24 protein-coding genes and 1 tRNA gene are annotated in these 24,889 nt (G+C 61.8%); 16 read left to right on the plus strand and 9 right to left on the minus strand.

Annotation, left to right across the window (positions count from 1 at the left end):
- Positions 1-2 precede the first annotated feature (2 nt).
- Both FAA86_RS18900 and FAA86_RS18905 read left to right on the plus strand, forming a co-directional pair.
- Positions 3-1,043, plus strand: a complete 1,041-nt coding sequence (locus tag FAA86_RS18900) for a 4-hydroxyproline epimerase (RefSeq protein WP_136542668.1) — start codon at positions 3-5, stop codon at positions 1,041-1,043.
- A 157-nt stretch (positions 1,044-1,200) separates the two neighbouring features.
- Positions 1,201-1,935: a Crp/Fnr family transcriptional regulator gene (locus FAA86_RS18905; RefSeq protein ID WP_113460100.1), complete on the plus strand. Its 735-nt coding sequence runs from the start codon at positions 1,201-1,203 to the stop codon at positions 1,933-1,935.
- On the opposite strand, the gene FAA86_RS18910 is transcribed toward FAA86_RS18905, so the two are convergent.
- Both FAA86_RS18910 and FAA86_RS18915 read right to left on the minus strand, forming a co-directional pair.
- Positions 1,932-2,366: an RbsD/FucU family protein gene (locus FAA86_RS18910; protein WP_136542669.1), complete on the minus strand. Its 435-nt coding sequence runs from the start codon at positions 2,364-2,366 to the stop codon at positions 1,932-1,934. The two genes, FAA86_RS18905 and FAA86_RS18910, sit on opposite strands and share 4 nt — an antisense overlap.
- The gene (locus FAA86_RS18915; protein ID WP_113460099.1) at positions 2,350-3,594 is read right to left on the minus strand and encodes an ROK family transcriptional regulator; all 1,245 of its coding nucleotides are present in this window, start codon (positions 3,592-3,594) and stop codon (positions 2,350-2,352) included. The genes FAA86_RS18910 and FAA86_RS18915 overlap by 17 nt, the downstream gene beginning before the upstream one ends.
- A 232-nt stretch (positions 3,595-3,826) precedes the next feature.
- Here FAA86_RS18915 and FAA86_RS18920 point away from each other — a divergent pair, with 232 nt between their 5' ends.
- The 9 genes from FAA86_RS18920 to pyrC all read left to right on the plus strand — a co-directional run bounded on the left by FAA86_RS18920 (position 3,827) and on the right by pyrC (position 13,048).
- Entirely contained in the window at positions 3,827-4,852 is a 1,026-nt protein-coding gene (locus FAA86_RS18920) for a sugar ABC transporter substrate-binding protein (RefSeq protein ID WP_113460305.1), read from the plus strand.
- A gap of 136 nt (positions 4,853-4,988) precedes the next feature.
- The gene (locus FAA86_RS18925; protein WP_113460098.1) at positions 4,989-6,071 is read left to right on the plus strand and encodes an ABC transporter permease; all 1,083 of its coding nucleotides are present in this window, start codon (positions 4,989-4,991) and stop codon (positions 6,069-6,071) included.
- A complete protein-coding gene (locus FAA86_RS18930; RefSeq protein WP_136542670.1) occupies positions 6,071-6,853 on the plus strand; it encodes an ATP-binding cassette domain-containing protein in 783 nt (260 codons plus the stop codon). The genes FAA86_RS18925 and FAA86_RS18930 overlap by 1 nt, the downstream gene beginning before the upstream one ends.
- Complete coding sequence (locus FAA86_RS18935) at positions 6,850-7,473, plus strand: nucleoside triphosphate hydrolase (RefSeq protein WP_136542671.1); 624 nt, start codon at positions 6,850-6,852, stop codon at positions 7,471-7,473. The genes FAA86_RS18930 and FAA86_RS18935 overlap by 4 nt, the downstream gene beginning before the upstream one ends.
- Before the next feature lie 202 nt (positions 7,474-7,675).
- Complete coding sequence (locus FAA86_RS18940) at positions 7,676-8,071, plus strand: response regulator (RefSeq protein ID WP_113460095.1); 396 nt, start codon at positions 7,676-7,678, stop codon at positions 8,069-8,071.
- Positions 8,072-8,088: 17 nt separating this feature from the next.
- Positions 8,089-8,583, plus strand: coding sequence for a putative pterin-binding protein (locus tag FAA86_RS18945; RefSeq protein ID WP_136542672.1), 495 nt, complete (start codon positions 8,089-8,091; stop codon positions 8,581-8,583).
- A 74-nt stretch (positions 8,584-8,657) separates the two neighbouring features.
- Positions 8,658-10,841 carry an ATP-binding protein gene (locus FAA86_RS18950; RefSeq protein ID WP_246035126.1) on the plus strand — a complete coding sequence of 728 codons (2,184 nt, stop codon included), beginning with the start codon at positions 8,658-8,660 and terminating at the stop codon, positions 10,839-10,841.
- Positions 10,842-10,858: 17 nt separating this feature from the next.
- Complete coding sequence (locus tag FAA86_RS18955) at positions 10,859-11,944, plus strand: HD domain-containing phosphohydrolase (RefSeq protein WP_136542673.1); 1,086 nt, start codon at positions 10,859-10,861, stop codon at positions 11,942-11,944.
- Between the two features lie 66 nt (positions 11,945-12,010).
- Positions 12,011-13,048 carry a dihydroorotase gene (gene pyrC / locus FAA86_RS18960; protein WP_136542674.1) on the plus strand — a complete coding sequence of 346 codons (1,038 nt, stop codon included), beginning with the start codon at positions 12,011-12,013 and terminating at the stop codon, positions 13,046-13,048.
- Positions 13,049-13,117: 69 nt separating this feature from the next.
- Here the strand turns inward: pyrC and FAA86_RS18965 are convergent, their stop codons facing one another.
- Positions 13,118-13,273 carry a DUF3096 domain-containing protein gene (locus tag FAA86_RS18965; protein ID WP_136542675.1) on the minus strand — a complete coding sequence of 52 codons (156 nt, stop codon included), beginning with the start codon at positions 13,271-13,273 and terminating at the stop codon, positions 13,118-13,120.
- 131 nt (positions 13,274-13,404) lie between these two features.
- Between FAA86_RS18965 and FAA86_RS18970 the strand changes: the two genes are divergently transcribed.
- The 3 genes from FAA86_RS18970 (at position 13,405) to FAA86_RS18980 (ending at position 15,753) form a co-directional block, all read left to right on the plus strand.
- Positions 13,405-14,097, plus strand: a complete 693-nt coding sequence (locus tag FAA86_RS18970) for an orotate phosphoribosyltransferase (RefSeq protein WP_136542676.1) — start codon at positions 13,405-13,407, stop codon at positions 14,095-14,097.
- 77 nt (positions 14,098-14,174) lie between these two features.
- Positions 14,175-15,101: a carbohydrate kinase family protein gene (locus tag FAA86_RS18975; RefSeq protein ID WP_136542677.1), complete on the plus strand. Its 927-nt coding sequence runs from the start codon at positions 14,175-14,177 to the stop codon at positions 15,099-15,101.
- Between the two features lie 103 nt (positions 15,102-15,204).
- Complete coding sequence (locus tag FAA86_RS18980) at positions 15,205-15,753, plus strand: hypothetical protein (RefSeq protein ID WP_136542678.1); 549 nt, start codon at positions 15,205-15,207, stop codon at positions 15,751-15,753.
- 45 nt (positions 15,754-15,798) lie between these two features.
- Here the strand turns inward: FAA86_RS18980 and pgi are convergent, their stop codons facing one another.
- Both pgi and FAA86_RS18990 read right to left on the minus strand, forming a co-directional pair.
- A complete protein-coding gene (gene pgi, locus FAA86_RS18985) occupies positions 15,799-17,427 on the minus strand; it encodes a glucose-6-phosphate isomerase (RefSeq protein ID WP_136542679.1) in 1,629 nt (542 codons plus the stop codon).
- Positions 17,428-17,529: 102 nt separating this feature from the next.
- Positions 17,530-19,236 carry a long-chain fatty acid--CoA ligase gene (locus FAA86_RS18990; RefSeq protein ID WP_136542680.1) on the minus strand — a complete coding sequence of 569 codons (1,707 nt, stop codon included), beginning with the start codon at positions 19,234-19,236 and terminating at the stop codon, positions 17,530-17,532.
- Between the two features lie 226 nt (positions 19,237-19,462).
- Between FAA86_RS18990 and FAA86_RS18995 the strand changes: the two genes are divergently transcribed.
- Complete coding sequence (locus FAA86_RS18995; protein WP_113460082.1) at positions 19,463-19,858, plus strand: PRC-barrel domain-containing protein; 396 nt, start codon at positions 19,463-19,465, stop codon at positions 19,856-19,858.
- Between the two features lie 234 nt (positions 19,859-20,092).
- On the opposite strand, the gene FAA86_RS19000 is transcribed toward FAA86_RS18995, so the two are convergent.
- The 3 genes from FAA86_RS19000 to FAA86_RS19010 all read right to left on the minus strand — a co-directional run bounded on the left by FAA86_RS19000 (position 20,093) and on the right by FAA86_RS19010 (position 22,382).
- Positions 20,093-20,168 (minus strand) — tRNA-Thr (locus FAA86_RS19000).
- Between the two features lie 147 nt (positions 20,169-20,315).
- Positions 20,316-21,377, minus strand: a complete 1,062-nt coding sequence (locus FAA86_RS19005; RefSeq protein WP_136542681.1) for a DUF1176 domain-containing protein — start codon at positions 21,375-21,377, stop codon at positions 20,316-20,318.
- 45 nt (positions 21,378-21,422) lie between these two features.
- Positions 21,423-22,382: an NAD(P)H-dependent flavin oxidoreductase gene (locus FAA86_RS19010; protein WP_136542682.1), complete on the minus strand. Its 960-nt coding sequence runs from the start codon at positions 22,380-22,382 to the stop codon at positions 21,423-21,425.
- A 268-nt stretch (positions 22,383-22,650) separates the two neighbouring features.
- Here FAA86_RS19010 and FAA86_RS19015 point away from each other — a divergent pair, with 268 nt between their 5' ends.
- Positions 22,651-23,844, plus strand: a complete 1,194-nt coding sequence (locus tag FAA86_RS19015; RefSeq protein WP_136542683.1) for a hypothetical protein — start codon at positions 22,651-22,653, stop codon at positions 23,842-23,844.
- A 27-nt stretch (positions 23,845-23,871) separates the two neighbouring features.
- On the opposite strand, the gene ppk2 is transcribed toward FAA86_RS19015, so the two are convergent.
- Complete coding sequence (ppk2, locus tag FAA86_RS19020) at positions 23,872-24,753, minus strand: polyphosphate kinase 2 (RefSeq protein WP_136542684.1); 882 nt, start codon at positions 24,751-24,753, stop codon at positions 23,872-23,874.
- Positions 24,754-24,889 lie beyond the last annotated feature (136 nt).

Here is a 24,889-nt window from a genome sequence, read left to right on the forward strand (position 1 = left end):
AGATGAGATGGAAGCGCACACTTCAATTGCTCGACGTTCACGCGGAGGGTGAGATCGGCAAGGTCGCCGTGGGAGGTGTGCCCAAGATCCCGGGCGAAACGGTGGCCGATCAGCTTGTCTGGCTGAACAGCGATCCCAAGGGCGAGGCGCTTCGCCGCATGCTCGTGCTGGAGCCGCGCGGGGCCCCGATCGGTTCGGTCAATCTCTTGCTGCCGCCGAAGAACCCGGCAGCCGACGCCGCCTTTGTCATTCTCCAGCCGGATCAGGCCCATGCAAGCTCCGGCTCGAATTCCATCTGTGTGACGACCGCGCTTCTGGAAAGCGGCATGGTGGAAATGCAGGAGCCGGAAACGATCGTGATGCTGGAAACGGCAGCCGGGCTCGTCAAGGCGACCGCCACCTGCCGCGACGGGCGCTGCGAGCGCGTGAAGCTCACCATGGTCCCGTCCTTCGTCCACGAACTGGATGTGGCGCTCGACACCGAGCAATGGGGCCGCATCACCTTCGACTTGAGCTATGGCGGCATCTTTTACGCGCTGGTCGATGTCGGTCAGGTGGGCCTGACGATCGAGAAGGGCAATGCCCGGGCACTCGTTGATGCGGGCATGATCCTGAAGGAAGAGATCAATCGGAAAATCCCGGTCGTCCATCCCGAGATCCCGGCGATCTCGGGTGTCGCCTATGTGATGTTCCGGGACGTCGATCCTGATGGCGCGATCCGTACCTGCACGACCATGTGGCCCGGTCGTGTCGATCGCTCGCCGTGTGGCACCGGCAATTCGGCGAACCTCGCGACGCTCCATGCCAGAGGCAAGGTCAAGGTCGGCGACACGATGCTGTCGCGATCGATCATCGGTTCCGAATTCGAGGTCGGCCTTTCGGGACTCTCGCAAGTCGCTGGCCGGCCCGCCGTCATTCCGACGATCAGCGGCCGCGGCTTCACCTTCGGCCTGCATCAGATTGCACTCGACCCCTTCGATCCTTTCGAGCGGGGCTTTGCGCTGACCGACGTCTGGGGACCGTCCTCAGGCTCGATCGGTTGACTTTTCGAGCGCTGTTTCTGCATTGTTCCAAATTGAATAAAATTCGATGTTAGCTGGTAGCCGAATTGTAAGGGTCTTGCTTCCCGGCATCTTGCTAAGCATCGATGCCGGCGAATAAGTAAGCTTCATCGTCATGAACGAGACAAGTAATCCGTAAATGAAAGCAAACGCTACGACAGGTTCTGCCCTGCCGCTTCCGGCAAACGCGCTTCCGACATTGCGCGGATGCGCCATCTTTGCTGGTCTCACTCCAGAAGAAGATCGCGAATGGCTTCTGCGCTGCCACTCCCGTACGTTGAGCGCCGGCGAAAGCCTCGTCGACTTCGAGGATATGTCGAAGGACGTCTTCATCGTTCAGACGGGCGAGATCCGGGCCGTGCTGCGCTTTTCCGTCGGCAAGGAGGCCATTCTCGGCAGCTTCAAACGCGGCGACATTCTTGGCGAGCAATCCGCGATCGACGACATGGCCCGCTCTGCAAGCTTGATGGCCGTCAGCGACGCCACGGTGACCGTCATCCCCTGCATCGTTTTCCATGATATCCTGAGGCAGAGATCCGACGTGGCGCTGGCGCTGCTGCAGCTTCTGTCCAAGCGCATTCGCGCCATGAACGACCGCCTGTCGGAACTCTCTTTTCTCGACACCAAGCACCGTCTCTACAACACGCTGCTGCGGCTTTCCCGCGTTCGCAACGATGGCGGACGCGAGCGCATCATCTCGCCGCCGCTCGTGCATGCGGAATTGGCCGAACATATCGGCGCCAGCCGCGAAACGGTTTCGCGCGAAATGTCCCGGCTGGCTCGTGAGCAGCTGGTGGAGCGCACCAGCCGCGCAATCGTCCTGAAGAACCCGGTCGAGCTCTCCCGCCGCATCTCGCGGGCGCTTGAAGGCTAAGCGGACGGGTAGATCACGCCTTTGCGCAGGATGACATTGGCATAGAGCCGCGGCTCGCCCGTCTGCACGACCGTATGGGCAGCCTTTACCCTGTTGTAGAAATCGGCACCGACGAGCTTGGTGACGGGCACTTTCGGCTCATGCTTTGCGCAGCAGTCGATGATCTCCTGATGCACCGGGTCCACCTGGTCCGGTTTGCCGCCGACCACCGAGCGGAAGATTGCCTCCGGCACAAAATCATCGATCGGCATGACGCTGAGCACTGCATTCAGGACCGGAACGAGGTGATGACCGTCGAGGCGCACGAGACGCCGAGCGTGCTCCAGCGCCGGATAATTGCCGTCGACAATGGCGATCTCGTCGCCATGGCCCATGGCACGCAGGGTGGCGAGAAGCTCGGGGCTCAGCAGGGGATCAATACCCTTCAGCATGGGTGGTATCCTTGAATAATACGGTTTGATCGATGAGGTAGCGGTGGAAGATCGGCAGGCTCGCGCCGCCGATGGCGCGAGCCTGGTCTCCGACTTCGCCTTCGACGATATCGGGGATAACGACGCCCTGAAGGTCGAGCCGGTTCATGGCCTCGACCGTCGCCTTCACCAGGCGGTGGCGCACCCAGGCGGGGAAGCCACCGTCGATGATGGCGGCAGAGAAGTCGATGATCGAGGCGGCGGCAATCACGGCTTGCGCCAGGGCGGCGGCCGTGTCCTGCAACCAGATCTCCAGCGGCTCGCCGAAATCGATCCATTCCTCGGCCGCATACCAGAGCGGTTGCGGATCGATGCCGCGCTCCCGCAGGAGATTTTCGAGCACGAAGATCGAGGCAATGTCGAGAAGCTGGCGTGTCTGGCCGTGCTTGTCGCGCACGGGCAGGGGGCCGATGGCGCCGGCCGTGCCGGTGCGGCCGACAAACAGCGAGGAATTGACGACGATACCGCCGCCGATGAAGGAGCCGATGTAGAAATAGACGAAATCCGGATAGCGCTGCCCGGCACCGAAAACGAGTTCGGCACCGCAGGCGCTGGTGGCATCGTTGCGCAGATAGACGGGGTGGGCCATACGAGTCTGAACCTCGACCTGCAGATCGACATGGCGCCAGATCTCCATGGCCCCTTCGGGCGCGCCGACTTCCTCGGCCCAGTTCCACAACTCGAAAGGTGCTGCAATCCCGATCCCGGCGATCCGCCCCCGCATCGTCGCGGTCATAGCCGCTTCCATCTCGGCGATGCCTTCGCTGATGAACGGCAGCAGGTGATCGGGATGGGGATAGCGGTAGGTGCGGTGCCGCTGCTCGCGGATGTTGCCGGCGAAATCCATCAGCACGAGGTCGGCGCTGCGGCGACCGATCTTGACCCCGAAGGAGAAGACGGCCTCCGGATTGATGAACATCGGCACCGAAGGTTGCCCCACCCGTCCACGGATCGGCTCACCGCGCATGAGCAGTTCGTCGCTCTCGAGCGAGCGCATGATGACGGACACGGTCTGGGCTGACAGTCCCGTAAGCCGCGCAATGTCAGCCTTCGAACAGCCGGGATTCTGGCGAACCAGCGACAATACGAGACGCTCGTTATAGGCGCGCACGCGCACCTGGTTCGAGCCGCCGCCAGCGCTCACCCTGGGCGCCGGATCCGCCAGTCTTGCTTGATCATCCTGTGACACTTAAGGCCGCTCCTCCCGACCGCTCTCTTTTACGAGAGCCTCTCCAGAATGTCACACCGATTTAATAATTCAACTGGATTTATTTATTGACAGTCCAAATGTTCTGATGTTCTAAATGGGTCCGTGGAGGAGTGGATGCCTGATGGCAGCCGAACGGATTGCCAGGGGGGTGATCCGTGCCGACACGTTGCGGCCGGAGGAGCTGGCCGACACCATTCGGGAGGAATACCAAATGAAAAAGTCTCTGATCACTGCTGCCCTGTCGACCCTGGCTCTCGGCGTTGTCTTCGCCGCGCCGGCACAGGCAGCCGACGTTTCCGCCTGCCTCATCACCAAGACCGACACCAACCCGTTCTTCGTCAAGATGAAGGAAGGCGCGACCGCCAAGGCGGCTGAACTCGGCGTGACGCTGAAGTCCTACGCGGGCAAGATCGACGGTGATAGCGAAAGCCAGGTGGCGGCCATCGAAACCTGCATCGCCGACGGCGCCAAGGGCATCTTGCTGACGGCGTCCGACACCAAGGGCATCGTCCCGGCTGTCCAGAAGGCCCGCGACGCCGGCCTCCTGGTCATCGCTCTCGACACCCCGCTGGAGCCGATCGACGCTGCAGACCAGACCTTCGCGACCGACAACCTTCTCGCCGGCGAACTCATCGGCAAATGGGCTGCTGCAACCCTCGGCGACGCTGCCAAGGACGCCAAGATCGCCTTCCTCAACCTGACGCCCTCGCAGCCGTCGGTCGACGTCCTGCGTAACCAGGGCTTCATGAAGGGCTTCGGCATCGACGTTGCCGACATCAACAAGATCGGCGACGAAACCGATCCGCGCATCGTCGGCCACGACGTGACCAACGGCAACGAAGAAGGCGGCCGTACCGCGATGGAAAACCTTCTCCAGAAGGACCCTTCCATCAACGTCGTTCACACCATCAACGAGCCGGCCGCTGCCGGTGCTTATGAAGCCCTGAAGGCTGTCGGCAAGGAAAACGACGTCCTGATCGTTTCCGTCGACGGCGGCTGCCCGGGCGTTAAGAACGTCGCTGAAGGCGTCATCGGCGCCACCTCGCAGCAGTATCCGCTGCTGATGGCCTCGCTCGGCATCGAAGCGATCAAGAAGTTCGCGGACACCGGCGAAAAGCCGGCCGCAACCGAAGGCAAGAACTTCTTCGACACGGGCGTTGCTCTCGTCACCGACAAGCCGGCTGCCGGCGTCGAGTCGATCGACACCAAGGTCGGCACCGAGAAGTGCTGGGGTTGATCTCAGCCTCCTGCGCCTGAACTGAGACGCCGGCGGGAGTTCGCTCTCGCCGGCAGGCGCAACGCCCGGCCTTGCGCGGCGGCGGGCCGGGCGTATCCTTCATGTAAAAACTGAGCAACGGCAGGGAGGATGACCCATGCAGCCGGCCAATCCCGAAACGCGGACCCCACAGGAATTTGAAAAGGTCCTGTCTTCGAGTTCGACAGAGGTCGCCTCGTTCGACCGCCATGAGAAGAGCGCGCTCGAGCGCTTCCAGCATTTCCTGCATTCGAGCCCGGCAGCCGTGGCGCTGATCGTGCTCGTGCTGTCGATCGCTGTCTTCGGCCTCATTCTCGGCGGCAAGTTCTTCTCCGCCTTCACCCTGACCCTCATCCTGCAGCAGGTGGCGATCGTCGGCATCGTCGGAGCCGCCCAGACGCTGGTCATCCTGACGGCCGGCATCGACCTATCGGTCGGCGCGATCATGGTGCTCTCGTCCGTCGTCATGGGTCAGTTCGCATTCCGCTACGGTCTCCCGCCCGAGCTTGCTGTGCTTTGCGGCTTTGTCGTCGGCGCCTTCTGCGGCTTCATCAACGGTGTTCTTGTCGCCCGCATGAAACTGCCGCCCTTCATCGTCACGCTCGGCATGTGGCAGATCGTGCTCGCCACCAACTTCCTCTATTCGGCCAACGAGACCATCCGCGCCCAGGATATCGAAGCCAATGCGCCGATCCTGCAATTCTTCGGCGAGAGCATCCGCATGGGCGGGGCTGTGTTCACCTATGGCGTCATTGCCATGGTCCTGCTGGTCGCCGTGCTCTGGTATGTGCTCAACCACACCGCCTGGGGCCGCCATGTCTACGCGGTCGGCGACGATCCGGATGCGGCGGAACTCGCCGGCGTCAACGTCAAGCGCATGCTGATCTCCGTTTATACCCTCTCCGGTCTCATCTGCGCGCTTGCCGGCTGGGCTCTGATCGGCCGTATCGGCTCGGTCTCCCCGACCGCCGGCCAGTTCGCCAACATCGAATCCATCACGGCCGTGGTCATCGGCGGCATCTCGCTCTTCGGCGGACGCGGCTCGGTGCTCGGCATGCTCTTCGGTGCCTTGATCGTCGGTGTCTTCCAGCTCGGCCTGCGCCTGATCGGAACGGACCCGCAATGGACCTATCTCCTGATCGGCGTCCTCATCATCGCAGCCGTGGCAATCGACCAGTGGATCAGAAAGGTAGCAGGCTGATGACCCAGAACCCCATCCTCACCGCCCGCGGACTGGTCAAGCGCTACGGTCGCGTCACCGCTCTCGATCACGCCGACTTCGACCTCTACCCCGGCGAAATCCTCGCCGTGATCGGCGACAACGGGGCCGGCAAGTCCTCGTTGATCAAGGCGATCTCAGGCGCGGTCACGCCCGATGAAGGCGAGATCCGCCTCGAAGGCAAGCCGGTTCATTTCCGCTCGCCGATCGATGCCCGCCAGGCCGGCATCGAAACGGTGTACCAGAACCTCGCCCTGTCGCCGGCGCTTTCGATCGCCGACAACATGTTCCTCGGCCGCGAGCTGCGCAAGCCGGGCGTCATGGGCTCGGTCTTCCGCAAGTTGGATCGTCCGGCGATGGAAAAGATCGCGCGGGACAAGCTCTCCGAACTCGGCCTGATGACCATTCAAAACATCAACCAGGCCGTGGAAACCCTGTCGGGTGGCCAGCGCCAGGGGGTGGCGGTCGCGCGTGCGGCAGCGTTCGGCTCGAAGGTCATCATCCTCGATGAACCGACGGCAGCACTCGGGGTCAAGGAGAGCCGCAAGGTTCTCGAACTGATCCTCGACGTGCGGTCGCGTGGTCTGCCGATCGTGCTGATCTCCCACAACATGCCGCATGTGTTTGAAGTTGCTGACCGCATCCACGTCCATCGCCTCGGCAAGCGGCTCTGCGTCATCAATCCGAAGGACTACACAATGTCCGACGCGGTTGCCTTCATGACGGGTGCGCGGCCGGCGCCGGAGGCCGAGCAGGCCGCATGAGCCAGTCGCTGGACGAGCTTCTGTCTGAAATCGAGAGACGGGCGCAATCCGACGCCCGTCTGCTCGTCGGCGTCGCAGGCCCACCGGGCGCCGGCAAGTCGACACTTGCCGACCGTCTGCACGAGATCCTGATGGAAAGGGGCCAGCGGAGTGCGGTCCTTCCCATGGATGGGTTTCACCTGGACAATGCAATTCTGGAACAGCGCGGCGATCTCTCGCGCAAGGGCGCACCCCATACCTTCGACGTGCGCGGGCTCGCTGATCTCTTGCGCGCGGTAAAGGCCGGAGGCGAGGTCTTCGTGCCGGTCTTCGATCGCTCCCTGGAGCTGGCAATTGCTGCCGCTCGCTGCATTGCGCCGGAGGATCGCATCGTGATCGCCGAGGGAAATTATCTCCTGCTCGACCAGGGGCGCTGGGCAGGCCTTGCCGATCTCTTCGATCTCACCGTCATGGTGGCGCCACCGATTGAGGAACTGGAGCGGCGGCTGATCGCCCGTTGGGTGCATTATGGTCTCACTCCGGCACAGATCGAAGCGAAGGTGGAAGGCAATGATCTTCCGAATGGCCGACTCGTTCTGGAACGCAGCCGCATGGCAGATTTCACCTTCGACCAGTTCTGAAGGTGCCGGATTCCAAACGTAGTCGGACATGCGAAAATTATTAAGTTCTAATTAAATGCGCCATCGGTAAAATTGTACCGGTTTGGTTCAGCGAATTTCAGCCTCCCCCTGATACAACTCCTCCATGAAAGGTTAACGCGGCACCCGCCGTGTTGACGAGGCTTTGAAAGCCTCGTTTGGGTGCTTTGGACAGGGGGTGTAAATGGCTATTTTGATTGTCGAAGACAATCCGACCAATGCGATGATCATCAAGCATCTCGCAAAGAAGGTGACGGCCGCAGAGATCAAGGTCGCCGGCGACGGGAATACGGCGCTGATGCTGTGCCACGCTGAAAATTTCGAAATGTTGATCGTCGACCATATGCTGCCGGGCATGTCCGGGCTGCAGTTCACCAAGGCCGTCCGCCTCATGGATCGCTACCGTGACGTACCCGTCGTCATGGTGACGGCCGATGACGAGCCTCGCCTGCGCGAGGAAGCAAACGCAGCCGGCGTGACGGATTTCCTGCACAAGCCGGTCGAGGCCGTCGCCTTCCGCAAGCTGCTGGCCGATCACCTCGGTGCTGCGGCTGTCCATGCCGAACTTCGCTCAGCCTGATTGAAGGACGCTGAACCATGAAAAGCATTCTCGTTGCACTTCTCGCGAGCGCTTTGACCGCAACGGCCGCCCTCGCACTCGATGCCCCGACCGGACCCGTCGTCCTGACGGTAAAGGGCAGCATCTCGAACACCAATGCCGGCGACACGGCCCAGTTCGACCTGGCCATGCTGGAAGCGCTGAAGGGTCGAAAGGGTGAGATGGAAACGCCCTGGACCGAGGGCAAGGTCACCTTTGAAGGCCCATTTCTGCGCGAGGTCCTGTCCGCCGTGGGTGCCACGGGCGCCAATCTCAAGGTCCGGGCACTGAACGATTACGCCGCCGAAGTGCCGGCAGAAGACGCCAAGCTCGAGACGATCCTGGCCACCAAGCTGGACGGCAAGCCGATGTCGGTCCGCGACAAGGGCCCGCTCATGCTGGTCTATCCCTTTGATCTCGATGCCGATCTCTACAACGAGAAGTACTTCTCGCGTTCGGTCTGGCAGATCAAGGAAATCGAGGTCATCAAGTGACATTGACGGGAGCAACAGCGCGGAAGTTTGTAGGCGGAGGCACGGTTGCCTTCGTCCTGCAAACCGTTTCGGCCATGCTCCTGCTTGTCCTCCTCGTTCTCTTCGTCGATATCGCCCGCCAATACCGGATCATGGAAGATGGCGTCCGTGAGAACTCCCTGTGGTCGGTGTACCAACTCGACCGCGAAGTGCGCCAGCTGAACCACAGCCTCGCAGATGTCCGTCGTGATGAACCGACACCGCAGGAGCTCGATGAGCTCGCCCTGCGCTACGACATTCTCTACTCGCGCATCTCCATCCTCGACCAGGCGAAGTTCGGCACGTATTTCTCCGGCGACGAGAAGATCCGCAGCTACATCAACGAAGTCACGCAGACGGTCCAGGCGGCGCAGCCAATGTTCGACGCCTATGCGGCGGGCATCACTCCCGATTCCGCCCAGCTGCAGCAGCTCGACGATCTCCTGGGCCCGATGGGCCGGGCGGCCGAGGACTTCCTTCTCTACACCAATACACGCGTCAGCTACGAACGCGCCGAGAGCCGCTCGACCATCCTCAATCTGGAGCGCACCTCCACGGTGATGCTGACATTGCTGATGGGGTCGGTGGTGTTCCTCGTCGTGACCCTCAACCGTCAGCTCCGCTCGGTCCGTCGCTCGAGCCACGAATTACAGGTCATGGCGGCTCAATTGAGTGAGGCCTACGAGGCGGCGGATGCCGGCAACCGGGCGAAGTCGCAATTCATGGCGACCATGGGCCACGAAATCCGCACGCCGCTCAATGCCATCCTCGGCATGTCCGAACTGCTCGAACTGTCGGAACTGCCCGATGACGCGCTTTCCAGCGTCAAGACGATCCGCTCGTCCGGCGAGGCGCTGCTCGAGATCATCAACGAGATCCTCGACTTCTCCAAGATCGAACACGGCAAGCTGGAGCTCGAGGAGCGCGCCTTCGACGTTTGCGCGCTCGCCGAAAGCACCGTCAGCATCATCCGCGGTCGCGCCGATGATCACCAGAACACCGTGATCCTCGATCTGCCGGATTCGCTTCAGGCGCTGTACGTCAAGACCGATCCAACGCGCCTGCGCCAGGTCCTGCTCAATCTCCTGTCGAACGCGGTCAAGTTCACCCACCAGGGCACGGTCACGCTCCGCCTGCGCGACTTTTACCGCGAGGGCAAGCTGATGATCCGCTTCGAGGTGGAAGATACCGGCATCGGCATCGACGAGGCCGGCCTCGACAAGCTGTTCAAGCCTTTCTCGCAGGTCGATGCCTCGATCAGCCGTCGCTATGGCGGCACGGGTCTCGGCCTTACCATTTGCAAGCAGATCGTCGAGAAGCTCGGCGGTGAGCTCGGCATGAGCAGCACCGTCGGTGTCGGTTCGATCTTTTGGTTCGAACTCGGCGTCGTGCCGGTCACCCGCGAAGAGGCAAGCGGCCTCGATGCCAAGGTCGTCGCCGAGGAAACCCTACCGCGCAAGCGCATCCTTCTGGTCGAGGACAATAAGGTCAACCAGATAGTCGCCACCCGCTTCCTCGCCCGCCTGGGCCAGGACGTGGAGATTGCCAATGATGGTGCCGAAGCCGTGTCCATCTCGCGTGAGCGGGCCTTCGATCTGATCCTCATGGACATGCAGATGCCAGTCATGGACGGCATCGAGGCGACGAAGCGGATCATCGCCGAAGGTGGTCCCTCCGCCGAAGCCCCGATCATCGCCATGACGGCGAATGCCTCGGACGACGATCGTCGCCGTTGCCTCGAGGCCGGCATGAAGGGCTTCGAATCCAAACCCGTGACGTTGGAGAGATTGAAGAAGATGATTGCACACGCCACGTCCTCGACGCGCGAAACCGCGCCGACAGCGGCAACGACGACAGCGCCCCAGAAGCTGGAACTGCCGGAAGTGGATCTGGTCGACATGCCGCTTCAGTCCATGCCAGGCCTCGGCATCGAAGGGCTCGACGAAGCCCGTCATGCCGAGCTCGTCGATGCACTCGGCGAGGACGTCTTCCAGGAGCTTGTGGAATCCTTCTTCGACGACGCCACTGGATTGATGGACGAGTTGAACGAGGCGCTCCGCAAGAACGATCCGGAACGGGTTGATCGTGTTCTGCACACGATCAAGGGAGCGGCCTTCAATGTCGGTCTGAACGATCTTGCCCTGAGAGCAAACGCCCTCAGGAGCCAGACACCGGCGCCCGCGGATATCGAAATGTTCGGCGAGGAGATCCTCGCACTCAAATTCAAACTGGTTGCCTGAGAAGCAAGGAGGCGTTCATGCGTATTTTGTTGGTGGACGACAACAGCACAAACCTAAAGCTCCTGACGAAGCTCGTCGGCAAGCTCGACAACTGCGAGGCCCTGCCTTACGCCAGCCCCGACGCCGTGCTCTCGGCCTTGCCCGAACTCGATTTCGACATTGCGATCATCGACTACCAGATGCCGGTCTATAACGGGGTCGAGCTCTACACGGAGATCGTCCGCTTCGACAAATATGCGGAGGTGCCGGTGATTTTCGTAACCGCCGACAAGGACATGACGACCCGCATGGCGGCCTTGAATGCAGGCGCAATCGACTTCCTGACGAAGCCGGTGAACCCCGTCGAGTTTCAGGCGCGCGTGCAGAACATCGTCAGCCTCGCCCGTGCCCGTCGCCAGTTGGCGGACCAGGCCGAGTGGCTGCGCCGCGAGGTTGAGCGTGCGGTCGGCGAATTGCGCGAGCGTGAGCAGGAGATCATTCACCGGCTGACGCTCGCCGCTGGCTACAAGGACCCGGAGACCGCACGCCACACGCTGCGCGTCGCGCTCTATTCCGAAGCCATTGCGATCGAACTCGGCCTCTCGCCGCAGCTCTGCCATGACATCCGGCTGGCAGCCCCGATGCATGACATCGGCAAGGTGGCCATGCCGGATACGGTGCTCCTGAAGCAGGGGCGCCTGACCGAAGCCGAGTATCGCCAGATGCAGGCCCATGCCGAAATAGGCAGCGATATTCTCGGCCGCTCGCACTCTTCGCTGCTGCAGCTTGCCTCAGAGATTGCCGCCAGCCACCACGAGCGCTGGGATGGCCAGGGGTATCCGAACCGTCTCGTCGGCACGGCAATCCCGATCTCGGGGCGCATCGTCTGCATCGCCGACAACTTCGATGCCCTGACCACGGAGCGGCCCTACAAGCCGGCCTGGACCTTCGAGCGCACGGTCGAGCATATCCTCGGCCGCGCCGGCACGCAGTTCGATCCCGACTGCGTGGCCGCTTTCGAGCGGGCGCTGCCGCGGATCAAGGCGATCATGGAGCAGGATCGGCTGGAGCAGGCCCAGGAGGCCGAAAAAGCCATGATCTCGGCGAGCGAACGCGTCGCCTGATGCTTTGATCCCAAGGGATGGACATGCTAAGGGCGGCGAGTTCTCGTCAAGCCGGAGGCTCGCCCCATGTCATCCCTCACCATCCGCCGCCCAGACGACTGGCACCTGCATCTGCGCGATGGTGCCATGCTGGAAGGCGTGATCGGCGACACAAGTCGGCATTTTGCCCGCGCGATCATCATGCCGAACCTCGTGCCGCCGGTCGTCACATCAGCGGATGCGCGCGCCTATCGTGAGCGAATTCTGAAGGCGATTCCCGCAGGCGATCGCTTCGAGCCGCTGATGACGCTCTATCTGACAGAGCACACCAATCCCGATGACGTCGAAGATGGCAAACGCTCCGGCCTGATCACGGCCGTCAAGCTCTATCCCGCAGGCGCGACGACCAATTCGCATGGCGGTGTGCGGGACATGGAAAAGGCCATGCCGGTGCTGGAGCGCATGGCCAAGATCGGCCTGCCGCTCTGTGTCCACGGAGAGGTGACCACACCGGAAGTCGATATCTTCGATCGCGAGAAGGTCTTCATCGACACTGTCCTTGATCCGTTGCGCAAGCGGCTGCCGGAGCTGAAGGTGACCATGGAGCACGTGACGACCGAAGACGGCATTGAGTATATCCGCTCCGCAGAGCGCAATCTGGCGGGCTCGATCACCACGCATCACCTGATCATCAACCGCAACGACATTCTGGTCGGCGGCATCCAGCCCCATTACTACTGCCTGCCGGTTGCCAAGCGCGAGAATCATCGCCAGGCTCTGCGCAAGGCGGCCGTCTCCGGTGACGCAAGGTTTTTCCTTGGGACTGACAGTGCCCCGCATGTTGATCCCTTGAAGGAATGCGCCTGCGGCTGTGCGGGCATCTATACGTCGATCAACACGATGAGCTGCCTGGCGCATGTCTTCGAACAGGAGAACGCTCTGGACAAGCTCGAAGCCTTCGCCTCGCTCAACGGCCCCGTCTGGTACGGCCTGCCGGCGAACGAGGAGACGATCACGCTCGTGAAGCGGGATCAACCGGTCGAATTCCCGCAGAAGATCTACACAGGTGCCGGTCCCGTGACCGTCTTCGATCCGAAGTTCCCGCTCCACTGGGATGTCGCCTGAAAAGAGAGCACCTGACGCTAGACGTCAGATGCTCGTTTTGGAGCTTTACCTGAAAGCTCTCGGCCTTCTTCAGCCGCCCATCGTGGCCAACTGAGGCCAGAGCCCGAGGACGCCGACGAGGATGAGATAGAGCGCGACCACGTAGTTGAGCAGGCGCGGCATGATGAGGATGAGAATGCCGGCGATCAGGGCGACGAGCGGCTGGATGACGAGGACGTTGTCCATGATTTGCGATCCTTTGTGGTTGGCAGAGCATTTAAAGATCGGCCGACCCGGATTGTTCCATCGCTGCCCATCTGGCGGGCCGGGCAGCTTGCTGCTATTGCGCTTTGACTGAAGTTTGACAGGAGCGCCCGATGATCCAGACCCCCTTCACCGATCCCGCCGTCATGGCAGACCTCGTGGCGAAGATGCTCTGGGAGATCAAGGCGGTGCATTTCAACGCGGCCGAGCCCTATAAGCTCTCCTCGGGCATGAAGAGCCCGGTTTACATCGACTGCCGCAAGCTTCTCTCCTATCCGCGCGTGCGCTCGGCGGTGATGGACTTCGCAGCCGCGACCCTGATGCGCAATGCGGGCTTCGAACAGTTCGACTGCATTGCAGGCGGTGAAACGGCCGGTATCCCGTTTGCAGCGCTTCTCGCCGATCGCCTCGCCCTGCCGATGATCTATGTCCGCAAGGCCCCCAAGGGCCATGGCCGCAACGCCCAGATCGAAGGCCATATGCCGGAAGGTGCGCGCGTGCTCGTCATCGAGGACCTGACGACAGCGGGCGGCAGCATGTTCAAGTTCATCGATGCCATCCGGGCTGCCGGCGGCGTCGTCGACCACGGCATCGCGCTCTTCTTCTACGGCATCTTCCCGCAGGCGCTTGAGCGCTTCGATGACGGCAAGGTCAAGCTCCACTACATCGCCACATGGCGAAACGTTCTTGCCGTCGCCCGCGAGCAGAAACTGTTCGACGAGAAGACGCTGTCCGAGGTCGAGGCTTTCCTCGATGCACCGCTCGAATGGTCGGGGCGCAATGGCGGGATTTCGTCGCTCGCCTGAGCAAATGCTCATGGTCGCTCTGGAAATCAGGCGCGATTTGGTTTAAATCGATTGAAACAGATCACTGGGAGGTCGAGATGATCCTGTGTTGCGGCGAAGCGCTGATCGACATGTTGCCACGCGAAACCACGCTGGGCGAGCGCGCCTTCGCGCCTTATGCCGGCGGCGCGATCTTCAACACGGCGATTGCGCTCGGGCGCCTCGGCATCGACACCGGCTTCTTCACCGGACTTTCCGACGACATGCTGGGCGACATCCTGCGCGACACGCTGAAATCCTCCGGCGTCGACTTCAGCTATTGCGCCACACTCTCGCGCCCTTGCACGATCGCGCTGGTGAAGCTCACCAACGGCCAGGCATCCTACGCGTTCTACGACGAGAACACGGCCGGCCGGATGATCACGGAAGCCGATCTGCCGGCGCTGGACGACCGCTGTGAAGCCCTGCATTTCGGCGCTATCAGCCTGATCCCGGAGCCCTGCGGCTCGACCTACGAGGCGTTGATGACGCGCGAGCACAAGACCCGCGTGATCTCACTCGACCCGAACATCCGCCCCGGCTTCATCAAGGACAAGGCGGCCCACCAGGCCCGCATCGCCCGCATGGCCGACATGTCCGACATCCTGAAATTTTCAGATGAAGATCTCGACTGGTTCGATCTCCAGGGCACTCAGGACGAGCGCGCCGCCTATTGGCTGACGCGCGGCGCAAAGCTCGTGGTGCTGACGAAGGGCGCCGAAGGCGCGACGGCCTATACGGCCAACTTCAAGGTCTCGGTGCCCTCGAACAAGGTCGAGGTGGTCGACACCGTCGGCGCCGGCGATACGTTCGACGCGGGCATTCTGGCATCGCTGAAGCGTCAGGGATTGCTGACCAAGGAAAAGGTCGCAACTCTTTCGGAAGAGGCTGTGCGCGAGGCGCTGACGGTGGGCGCGAAGGCCGCCGCAGTGACGGTGTCACGGGCAGGGGCCAACCCGCCGACGGCGGCGGAGATTGGGTTCTGAGGCTTAGCTGCTCTTTGGGTCTCCGTAACCTAGTTTGTAGCCTTCGTTGGTGCTGATCGCGTCTACCCAGTACTGTGCCGCGAGGATGGAGCCATGAGATCGCTTGGTGCTTGGATACGAATTCTTACCCTCGCCAGAATGGGTTGCGGGCAGTAAGCCCTACGCAATTGCGCTGGGAGCAGTTGGCGCCGGCTTGGCGTACTATGGCGTGCGACGGCTCTTGAATCTGCCGCCGACTACCAAGCGTCATCAGATCATCAATGATTTGCTAGCGGGGCCGGGTTTTTTCCTATCGAGGCAAAAAAGGCAGAAGATTAGCCTCGCGCTCTTACCGCTCGCCGGCTTCGCAGCGGCATATGTATCAGTCTCCCAGCTTCTCCCAATGTCTATTACACTTGCTATCGGCAAGCAGGCCGAGCGGACTTATCAGGTTGATCGTGTGGTGCAGGATAAGGCGTGCAAATACGCTGTCTACTTGCGTGACATGCCGTTCGGGCGCGATCCACTTTGCGGCTTGCCTGAGTGGTTTCGCATTTCCCTCAAGCCGGGGGATTCTCTAGTGATCGAGGGCACGGGATCAGCTGCAGGCATCTTCATCGATACCGTACGCGTCGTTGGAAATGGGGCTCGTAGTCACACCGAAGTCAGGTAGGCCGTTGCTATGCAGCGCGTCTGGCGTGACATCTTACGCGTCTGCTCACCCCGTCTTCCGTTCCGCCAGCGCCGACACCAACCCCGCCGTCGAGCTGTCGTGCCCCGTGGCCGCCACTTTGCCCTGCACCACGGGCAGAAGCCCCGTCGCCAGTTCCTTGCCTAGTTCCACGCCCCACTGGTCGAAGGAATTGATCCGGAAGACGACGCCTTCGACGAAGACGCGGTGTTCGTAGAGCGCGATCAGGCGACCGAGGGTGAAGGGGGTGAGCTGCTCGTAGACGAAGGTGATCGACGGGCGGTTGCCGGAGAAGACGCGATGCGGGGCGAGGAAATCGGCCTCTTCGTCGGAGACGCCCTTGGCGGTCAGCTGGCTCTTGGCTTCCGCGAGCGTGCGGCCCTTCATCAGGGCTTCCGACTGCGCCAGGCAATTGGCGATCAGCAATTCGTGCTGGTGGCGCAGTTCCGGTTCGAAGCCGTTGGCCGCGATCAGGAACTCTGCCGGGATGACGCTCGTGCCCTGGTGAATGAGCTGGTAGAAGGCGTGCTGGCCATTGGTGCCGGGTTCGCCCCAGACGACCGGGCCCGATGCCCTCTGCACCGGCTTGCCGTCGATCGTGACGCTCTTGCCGTTCGATTCCATGTCGAGCTGCTGCAGATAGGCAGGAAAGCGCGACAGACGCTGATCGTAAGGCAGGATCGCGCGGGTCTGATAGTTCAGCACATTGCGATGATAGACGCCAAGCGCGCCGAGCAGCATCGGCAGGTTCTGCCGGAAGGGGGCGTTGCGGAAATGCTCGTCCATCGCATGGCCGCCGGCGAGAAAATCGCCGAAATTGTCCGGGCCGATCGCGATCATCAGCGGCAGGCCGATGGCCGACCAGATCGAATAGCGTCCACCGACCCAGTCCCAGAAGCCGAAGACGCGGGATGCATCGATGCCGAAGGCGGCGACCTTGTCGAGCGCGGTCGAGACGGCGCAGAAATGATGGCCGACAGCTGCTTCCCCGAGCGCATCGGCGATGAAGGCGCGCGCCGTCTGGGCGTTGGTCATGGTCTCGATGGTGGTGAAGGTCTTCGAGGCGACGATGAAGAGCGTGGTCTCGGCCGAAAGCGCCTTCAGGGTGTCGGCGATATGGGCGCCGTCGATATTCGAGACGAAATGCAGGCGCGGACCGTCATGGAAGGGAGACAGCGCCAGCGTCGCCATGACCGGACCGAGATCCGAGCCGCCGATACCGATATTGACGACATCGGTGATTGCCTTGCCGGTCGCACCCTTCATCTCGCCGGAGCGGATGCCATCGGCAAACTTGCCCATGGCCTCGAGAACGCCGTTCACGTCAGGCATGACATCGCGGCCGTCGACGATGACCGGACGGTTCGAGCGGTTGCGCAGAGCGGTGTGCAGCACGGCGCGACCTTCGGTGAAGTTGATCGGCGCACCGGAGAACATCTCGTCACGCTTTTCGGCAACCTCGGCCGCCGTCATCAGTTGCTCGAGCAGATCGAGCACCTCGTCATTCACGGCGCATTTGGAATAATCCATCAACAGGTCGTCGAGCGAGGCCGAAAAGCGGCTGAAGCGCTGCGGATCGGCGGCAAAGGCGGCGCGCAGATCTTCGGCATGGGTGGCGGCGACCGTGCTCGTCAGTGTGTCGATGATGGATTGCATCGGAATGTCCCTGGTTCGACGATGATGCCGGGGACCTTATTAGCGACTTGAGACGGGATCAAGACGAAGGGGAGGCCGAAGCCTCCCCAAATTTAAATCGATTTATTTTCCGTCGCGCAACTCGCGCCGCAGGATCTTGCCGACATTGGTCTTGGGCAGTTCGGTGCGAAACTCGATGTAGCGCGGACGCTTGTAGTTGGTGAGGTTGGCGGCGCAATGCGCCTTCAGCTCGTCGATGGTGAGGTTCTCGTCCTTCTTGACGACAAAGAGTTTCACGGCCTCGCCCGAATGTTCGTCCGGAACGCCGACGGCAGCGCATTCGAGAACGCCGGCATGCATGACGGCCACTTCCTCGATCTCGTTCGGATAGACGTTGAAGCCGGAGACCAGGATCATGTCCTTCTTGCGGTCGACGATCTTCACGTAGCCGCGCTCGTCCATCAGGCCCATGTCGCCTGAGCGGAAGAAACCGTCGGCCGTCATCACCTTGGCCGTCTCTTCCGGTCGCTGCCAGTAGCCGGCCATGACCTGCGGGCCGCGGATGCAGATCTCGCCCACTTCGCCGATGGGCAGCGTGTTGCCGTCCTCGTCGCGGATCTCGATATCCGTGGAGGGAAGGGGCAGGCCGATCATGCCGGTAAAGTCGCGCACGTCCAGCCGGTTGACGGTTGCGACCGGCGAGGTCTCCGAAAGGCCGTAACCCTCGGTGATCGGGCGCCCGGTCATCTCCAGCCACCGCTCGGCCACGGGCCGCTGGATCGCCATGCCGCCGCCAAGGACCAGCATGAGCGACGAGAAATCGATCTTCTTGAAATCCGGATTGTTCATCATCGCGTTGAACAGCGTGTTGAGGCCCGGGAAGACATGCGCCTTGAAGCTCTGCAGCTCCTTGATGAAGGCGGGAATATCGCGCGGATTGGCGATCAGCAGGTTGTGGCCGCCAAGCGCAATGCCCATCAGAGAATTCACGGTCAGCGCGAAGATGTGGTAGAGCGGCAGCGCGCAGACGAAGTTCAGCACATCGGGACGTCCTTGTCCCGCAAAAGCCGCCTCCAGCCACAGCGCGATCTGCTGCTTGTTGGCCAGCAGATTGGCATGCGTCAGCGTCGCGCCCTTGGAAACACCCGTCGTGCCGCCGGTATACTGAAGGAAAGCGACGTCGCTCGACACGACCTCGACAGGCTTCAGCGACAGCTTGTCACCTTCGGCCAGCATCGCCTTGAAGCCCTTGTGGCCGGGGATCGACCAGGCCGGGACCAGCTTCTTGACCTTGCGCACGACGAGATTGACGATGTGGCCCTTGAGGCCCAGCATGTCACCCATGGTGCAGACGATGACATGCTTCACGTCGGTGCGGGCAACCACCTGCTCGACCGTGTGAGCGAAGTTTTCCAGAACGACGATGGCCTTGGCACCGGAATCCTTGAGTTGATGCTCGAGTTCGCGCGGCGTGTAGAGCGGGTTGACGTTTACCACTGTCATGCCGGCGCGCAGGATGCCGTAGACGGTCACCGGGTTCTGCAGGATGTTCGGCGTCATGACGGCAATGCGGTCACCCTTAACCAGGCCCTTCGCCTGGAGCCAGGCACCCACCTTGCGGGACTGCTGCTCCAGTTCGCGGAAGGTCATGCCCCGGCCCATGCTGGAAAAAGCCAGCCGGTCGGCGAATTTGGCGCAGCTTGCCTCGAAGAGCGCGCCCAGCGATGCATGGGCATGCGGCGCGATCTCAGCCGGCACGGCGGCCGGATAGGACTGGATCCAGATTTTTTCGGCGGCGCGGCCGCTGAGGCGGCTCATGGTTTCCGTCATCGTGTACCTCCCGAAACCCTTGTTGTCTGCATGCCCTTCCCGGGGCCGATTCCTCCTCAGGCCCCGAGAGCTTATGCTTTCACACCGGCAGTGCAAGTGACGGGACGCTATATAACCTTGACGTAAACGTCAACAATCGCGTGGTCTCTCCACAAGGCGTCGGCGCGGAACCAAGCTCTTCCGCACCCGTTTACCCATCACGAACAACCGAGAAGGAGGATTTCCCATGTTGCAGGAAAACCGAAACAATGTCGCCGGCCAGGACCCCTACGTGAAGGACACCGCGAGCCTCATCGCAAGCGACAAGGTCGAAGGCACTGCGGTCTATGGCCGCGACGGTGACCGGATCGGCTCGATCCAGCGCATCATCCTCGAAAAGCGTGGCGGCCGCGTCGCCTATGCGGTTCTCAGCTTCGGCGGTTTCTGGGGTATCGGCGACGACTACTACCCGCTGCCCTGGGAAAAGCTGACTTACGATGAAAGCCTCGATGGCTATCGCATCGACCTCAGCAAGGAGCAGGTCGAAGCCGCGCCGCGCTATCGCGACGACAGCGAGGACTGGTACCGCAACAACGGCCGCTCGGTCTACGACTACTATGGCGTTCCGCCCTATTGGATCTGACCGGCAGCGCCAGATGACATGATCGAAGGGCTCCGCAGTGCGGGGCCCTTTTCCGTGCCGTAGTATCAAAGAAAAGAATGGGCGGCAGCGTAATCGCGCTGCAGCGGGAGAGACGTCAATCAACCCGCCCGAGCCCGTACTAAAGTTTACGGCACTCGCGTCCGACGGCGCTCTTAGCACAGAATGCCAAGACAGGAATGTATATTCCGCAGTCTATGATGATTGAGAAAAAAGTGGTGCCGCTTACGTGACTCGAACACGTGACCCCGTCATTACGAATGACGTGCTCTACCAACTGAGCTAAAGCGGCCTCTGCGATCCGGTTTGACCGTCGCGTTTGGTGAGGGGCTGATACAGGGATTGCCGGGTGATTTCAAGCCGGTTTTCGGCCCTCGTGGAAAAATTCCCGAGCGTTGCTGAGGCGGGGCCGTCGCGATGCCGACCCCCGCCGCATGACCTACTTCACCGGCCAGGTCTTCGGCCAGCTGCCGGGATCGATCTCGTCCGTCTCGCTGAACTGTTCCGGGCAATCGCGGTAGGTCTCCTCGGTCAGCACAAGCTGCGGGCCCATGGCGCCTTCTGCAATGCGCCACTGGCTGTAGGTGCCGCAATCGCCGATACCCCGGCCTTTGAAGAAGGACGAAAAGCTCTTTGTCTCCCAGTCATAGGCGAGGTTGAAGGCCTGCGGCGTGGCGCTGGGAGCGCCGTCGACCATGGTCGGGAAGGCAAGCGGAAAGATCATGCCGTAGGCGTCGGCATAGGCGGCATAGGGCATGTTATAGGCGCCGCTCATGCCGCAGGGCGTGACGTAGATGGTGGTGTTTTCGTCGATCGCATGGGAGAGCGCATTGCCGTTGAACATGGCGGGATCCGTCTCGGCGCAGTCGCCGCCTTCGGCGAAGTGGCTGCGGATCCCCTCCGGCAGTTCGGCAATCGACATGAGATCGGTTACCGGCAGCGGCGGGTTCGGGGCCTTGTCGCCCTTGGCGCTCATCGCGTCGACATGGCCTATGCGGTCCTGATACTCGTCGATGAACAGGAGGCTGGCAGCCGCACCGGCCAGAGGAAGGTCGGCCTTTGCGGTCTTCTCACCGCGCTTCATGGTAACAGTCGCGGTCGTGCCGTTCTTCAGGCTGTCGATCAGCCCGTCGCCGATGAAATCGCCGTTGAGGGTGAAGGCATAGGTGCCGGGTTCGGCGCTGACCGTCGAGCCCGTCATGACCAGCGGTTCCGACCCGTCGACGGAGATCGTGACCTCCGCGACACCTTCGCCTTCGATCAACGCGTTGTCGCTCGGCGAGACCACCAGCACGACCGGAGCCTCGGGCTTGCCGCTGCGCTGCAATTCGAAGCCGGACAAGGGATTGTCGGAAAGGAATTGCCGCATGCTGCAGGAACGCGTCTGGCTGCAGGAGACCTGCCAGGACTTGAACTCCTTGTAGGCGCCGTCGTCCGCCTGGCTGGAGAGGGCTCCGCTCAACAGGGTGACGAGTGTGAGGGTGGCTTTCAGATAACGCATGGGTCCCCGCAAATCAGATCTACGGGGACGCTAGCAGCCGAAGCCTCAGCCGCAAATCGCCTTTTTTGCGTCTATATATTCGCGCTCCAGTCGGTCGACGACGGCCGAGACCGGCTCGACCGCCTTGACCGCGCCGATGCCCTGGCCGCAGCCCCAGATATCCTTCCAGGCCTTGGCGCCCGTGGTTGCCTTGTCGAAGTCCATCTTCGAGGGGTCAGCAACCGGCAGATTGTCCGGATCCATGCCGGCTGCCACGATCGACGGCTTCAGGTAGTTGCCATGGATGCCGGTGAAATAGTTGGAATAGACGATGTCATTGGCATGGGCGTCTACGATCGCCTGCTTGTATTCGTCCGAAGCACGCGCTTCTTCCGTCGCGATGAAGGGCGAGCCGATATAGGCCATGTCGGCGCCCATGGCCTGGGCTGCCAGCACGGCGCCACCATTGGCGATCGCGCCCGCCAGCAGCAGTGGACCGTCGAACCACTCGCGGATTTCCTGGACGAGAGCGAACGGAGACAAAGTGCCGGCATGACCGCCGGCCCCGGTCGCAACGGCGATCAAACCGTCTGCGCCCTTGCGAATGGCGGAATTGGCATGGCGGTTGTTGATCACGTCATGCAGCACGATGCCGCCATAGGAATGCACGGCGGCATTGACCTCCGGCACGGCGCCAAGCGAGGAGATCACGATCGGCACCTTGTACTTCACGCACATCATCAGGTCGTGTTCGAGCCGCTTGTTGGACATGTGCACGATCTGGTTGACGGCAAAGGGCGCGGCTGGACGATCGGGGTTCTTCGCATTGTGGGAGGCGAGTTCTTCCGTGATTTCCGCCAGCCACTCGTCGAGCTGCGCTTCCGGACGTGCATTGAGAGCCGGGAAGGCGCCGACGATGCCGGCCTTGCACTGGGCAAGCGTCAGCTTCGGATGCGATATGATGAAGAGTGGCGAGGCGACGACAGGAAGCCTCAGATTGTCTTTCAGGATCGGCGGCAGAGCCATCACTTCACCTCCCAGGAAGTTTACGTTTACGCAAACGTCAAATATCAGAACATTGGTCGCGAGAAAAGCCGGTCCATGTTACGGATGGTTTCGATGTCGCTTTGATCTGTCATCCGCCGATGACGCTGCCAGCGGCTCGGCCTCATTCCTGTGTTTATTGCGCGCCATAGCGATGTTCCGGGCTTGTGCTGGAAAAATCGAGCGTTTACCGAATCTAAACTATGAAATTGATGTGGCTGGGGCGACCCCAAATGGAGTATGGCGGCCAATGAGCGGATTGGAAACGGCCATCAGAAACGCCTTGGAGCGCTCGGAGCGGACGAATGCGGAAGCGCGCGCTCGCGTTTATCAGTCCGCACGCCAGGCGCTGGAGACGGGCCTGCGCAAGCAGAACATCGATGATCCCGAAGCCATCAACTACCAGCGCCGCCGGCTCGAGGCCCTCATTCATGAAATCGAACTGGAAGAACGCGCCCGCCTCGAAGTGAGGCCGGAGCCGCCGGTCTCTCAGGTCGCTCCTCCGCCCGTCTCTCCCGCCGCAGCGCCGGTGCGTGCCGCGCCAGAGCCTGCCGTATCGTCAACGACGGACCGCCGAACGGGCCGTGTTGAACCGGGCTTCGCCTCCGTCGAGCCCGCGGACCGCACGCCTGAGCCTGCCCGTGAACCCTCGTTTGCCGACGACATCTCCGTTTCGCCCGACGTTGCCCGCGATGCGCATGCCGGTGATGAAGGCCCTATGCCGGACATGCGTTCGGAGCGTCCGCTGAAGGCGCCTCGCCGCCGTCGCGGCGTGGTGGCGCGCCTGATGATCCTGTCCATCTTTCTGGCGACACTCGGCATTGGCGCCTGGTGGGTCTATTCCTCCGGTTTGCTGCTGTCGGAGGCCGAGCGTGATACCTCCGTGCCCAATCCGCCGCCGCGTGTCGAAGCAGAGGACTTTTCCGGAACGCCGGAGCCTGCAACGCCTGCCGCGCCCGCAGGCCCCCAAGCGATCGACGCTCGCGGCGGCTTCTCGGATGACTGGATCGAGGTCTTCGAGCCGCAGCAGGTCTCGGCCCTTCGCCCGCGGGCCAATGCTCTTGTCGATATCGTCACGGCCAGCGACGGAAATGCCGCCCAGATCGTCTCGCGTAGCGCAGATGCGGCCGGTGCCGTTGAAGTGACCGTGCCGACAGAGATCCTGCGCGAACTGGCAGGGCGCACCTCCACAATCGCGCTGACGGTGCAGTCCACCGACGACAAACCGGTGCAGATCTCGGTGGAGTGCGATTTTCCGCGCATGGGTGACTGCCCGCGTCATCGCTTCACGGTCAATCCGCAGAAGCTCGACGCTCTGTTCCGCGTGTCATTCGACAACGGCATGGCGCCTTCGACACCGGGTCGGCTCTTGATCAATGCCGATCTGGCCGGCGAGGGCAGGGGTGTGAACCTCTACGCAATCCGCATCCTGCCGGGTCAGTAAGCCCCGGCAGGGCATCGCCTGGCCTTCTTACTTGAGGAAGTCGGGCCCGCTGCCGATGATCTTCTTGTCGAGTTTGCCGATCTTTTCCGGATCCTTGCCCTCGTAGTCGAGGGAAAGCAGCATGTGGCGGATGAGATTCAGCCGCGCCCGACGCTTGTCATTGGCATGCAGCACTGTCCACGGCGCCTTCTCGGTATGCGTTTCCTTTAGCATCCGGTCGCGGGCCTTCGTGTAATCGTCCCATTTGTGAAGGGCAGCGATATCCATGGGCGAGAGCTTCCAGCATTTCAGCGGATCGTGCCGGCGGTCGTGGAAGCGTTTGAGCTGCATCTCCTGCCCCGTGTCCAGCCAGAACTTGAAGAAGCGGATGCCTTCCCGCTCGATAAGCTTTTCGAAGCGCGGCACCTGTTCCAGGAAGCTCTCGTACTGATCGGGCGTACAGAAGCCCATGACCGGTTCCACCCCGGCACGGTTGTACCAGGAGCGGTCGAAGAGCACGAATTCTCCGGCGGTCGGGAAGTGGGAGATGTAGCGCTGGAGATACCACTGGCCGCGCTCGGTCTCGGTCGGCTTTGTCAGCGCAACGACCCGGGCGGAACGGGGGTTCATATAGGAGAGCGTGGCGTGAATGGCGCCGCCCTTGCCGGCTGCGTCCCGGCCTTCGAACAGGGCCATCACCCGCTCGCCAGTCTTCTGCATCCAGAACTGAACCTTGACCAGCTCGATTTGCAGCTGAGTCAGTTCCTTCTCGTAATCCTTTTCCGACAGTTTCTTGTCATAGGGGAAGCCGCCGGACTTCAGCGCATTGTCCTCGATCCAGTCTGGAAGTTCCGGCAGGTCGATATCGAAGATCCGCTCGTGGCCTCCGACTGTCAGTGTCACTGCCCGGCTTTCCGTCTGCGCGTCCATCCCGATTTCCCCTTTGGCTGCTTTTGGTTTTCCTACTTGAGACCAAGCCGAAATGAAGTTCAAGCGTCTCTGTTCCACGCCGGGCCGATCGCGAGCAGCGGGGATAAGACGATCCGTCCAATGGTGCGCTGGTGTA

The sequence above is a fragment of the Rhizobium rosettiformans W3 genome, from assembly GCF_004912135.1.
Lineage (GTDB): Bacteria > Pseudomonadota > Alphaproteobacteria > Rhizobiales > Rhizobiaceae > Allorhizobium > Allorhizobium rosettiformans.

Excerpts from the sequence above, each read along its gene's own strand:
- FAA86_RS18940 (WP_113460095.1), top strand. The coding sequence starts at position 7,676 with ATGGCTATTTTGATTGTCGAAGACAATCCGACCAATGCGATGATCATC.
- FAA86_RS18945 (WP_136542672.1), top strand. The coding sequence starts at position 8,089 with ATGAAAAGCATTCTCGTTGCACTTCTCGCGAGCGCTTTGACCGCAACG.
- FAA86_RS18900 (WP_136542668.1), top strand. The coding sequence starts at position 3 with ATGAGATGGAAGCGCACACTTCAATTGCTCGACGTTCACGCGGAGGGT.
- FAA86_RS18935 (WP_136542671.1), top strand. The coding sequence starts at position 6,850 with ATGAGCCAGTCGCTGGACGAGCTTCTGTCTGAAATCGAGAGACGGGCG.
- FAA86_RS19015 (WP_136542683.1), top strand. The coding sequence starts at position 22,651 with ATGAGCGGATTGGAAACGGCCATCAGAAACGCCTTGGAGCGCTCGGAG.
- FAA86_RS18995 (WP_113460082.1), top strand. The coding sequence starts at position 19,463 with ATGTTGCAGGAAAACCGAAACAATGTCGCCGGCCAGGACCCCTACGTG.
- FAA86_RS18905 (WP_113460100.1), top strand. The coding sequence starts at position 1,201 with ATGAAAGCAAACGCTACGACAGGTTCTGCCCTGCCGCTTCCGGCAAAC.
- FAA86_RS18930 (WP_136542670.1), top strand. The coding sequence starts at position 6,071 with ATGACCCAGAACCCCATCCTCACCGCCCGCGGACTGGTCAAGCGCTAC.
- ppk2 (WP_136542684.1), bottom strand. The coding sequence starts at position 24,753 with ATGGACGCGCAGACGGAAAGCCGGGCAGTGACACTGACAGTCGGAGGC.
- FAA86_RS18975 (WP_136542677.1), top strand. The coding sequence starts at position 14,175 with ATGATCCTGTGTTGCGGCGAAGCGCTGATCGACATGTTGCCACGCGAA.
- FAA86_RS18990 (WP_136542680.1), bottom strand. The coding sequence starts at position 19,236 with ATGACGGAAACCATGAGCCGCCTCAGCGGCCGCGCCGCCGAAAAAATC.
- pgi (WP_136542679.1), bottom strand. The coding sequence starts at position 17,427 with ATGCAATCCATCATCGACACACTGACGAGCACGGTCGCCGCCACCCAT.
- FAA86_RS18910 (WP_136542669.1), bottom strand. The coding sequence starts at position 2,366 with ATGCTGAAGGGTATTGATCCCCTGCTGAGCCCCGAGCTTCTCGCCACC.
- FAA86_RS18965 (WP_136542675.1), bottom strand. The coding sequence starts at position 13,273 with ATGGACAACGTCCTCGTCATCCAGCCGCTCGTCGCCCTGATCGCCGGC.
- pyrC (WP_136542674.1), top strand. The coding sequence starts at position 12,011 with ATGTCATCCCTCACCATCCGCCGCCCAGACGACTGGCACCTGCATCTG.
- FAA86_RS18920 (WP_113460305.1), top strand. The coding sequence starts at position 3,827 with ATGAAAAAGTCTCTGATCACTGCTGCCCTGTCGACCCTGGCTCTCGGC.
- FAA86_RS18970 (WP_136542676.1), top strand. The coding sequence starts at position 13,405 with ATGATCCAGACCCCCTTCACCGATCCCGCCGTCATGGCAGACCTCGTG.
- FAA86_RS19010 (WP_136542682.1), bottom strand. The coding sequence starts at position 22,382 with ATGGCTCTGCCGCCGATCCTGAAAGACAATCTGAGGCTTCCTGTCGTC.
- FAA86_RS18950 (WP_246035126.1), top strand. The coding sequence starts at position 8,658 with ATGCTCCTGCTTGTCCTCCTCGTTCTCTTCGTCGATATCGCCCGCCAA.
- FAA86_RS18925 (WP_113460098.1), top strand. The coding sequence starts at position 4,989 with ATGCAGCCGGCCAATCCCGAAACGCGGACCCCACAGGAATTTGAAAAG.
- FAA86_RS18955 (WP_136542673.1), top strand. The coding sequence starts at position 10,859 with ATGCGTATTTTGTTGGTGGACGACAACAGCACAAACCTAAAGCTCCTG.
- FAA86_RS19005 (WP_136542681.1), bottom strand. The coding sequence starts at position 21,377 with ATGCGTTATCTGAAAGCCACCCTCACACTCGTCACCCTGTTGAGCGGA.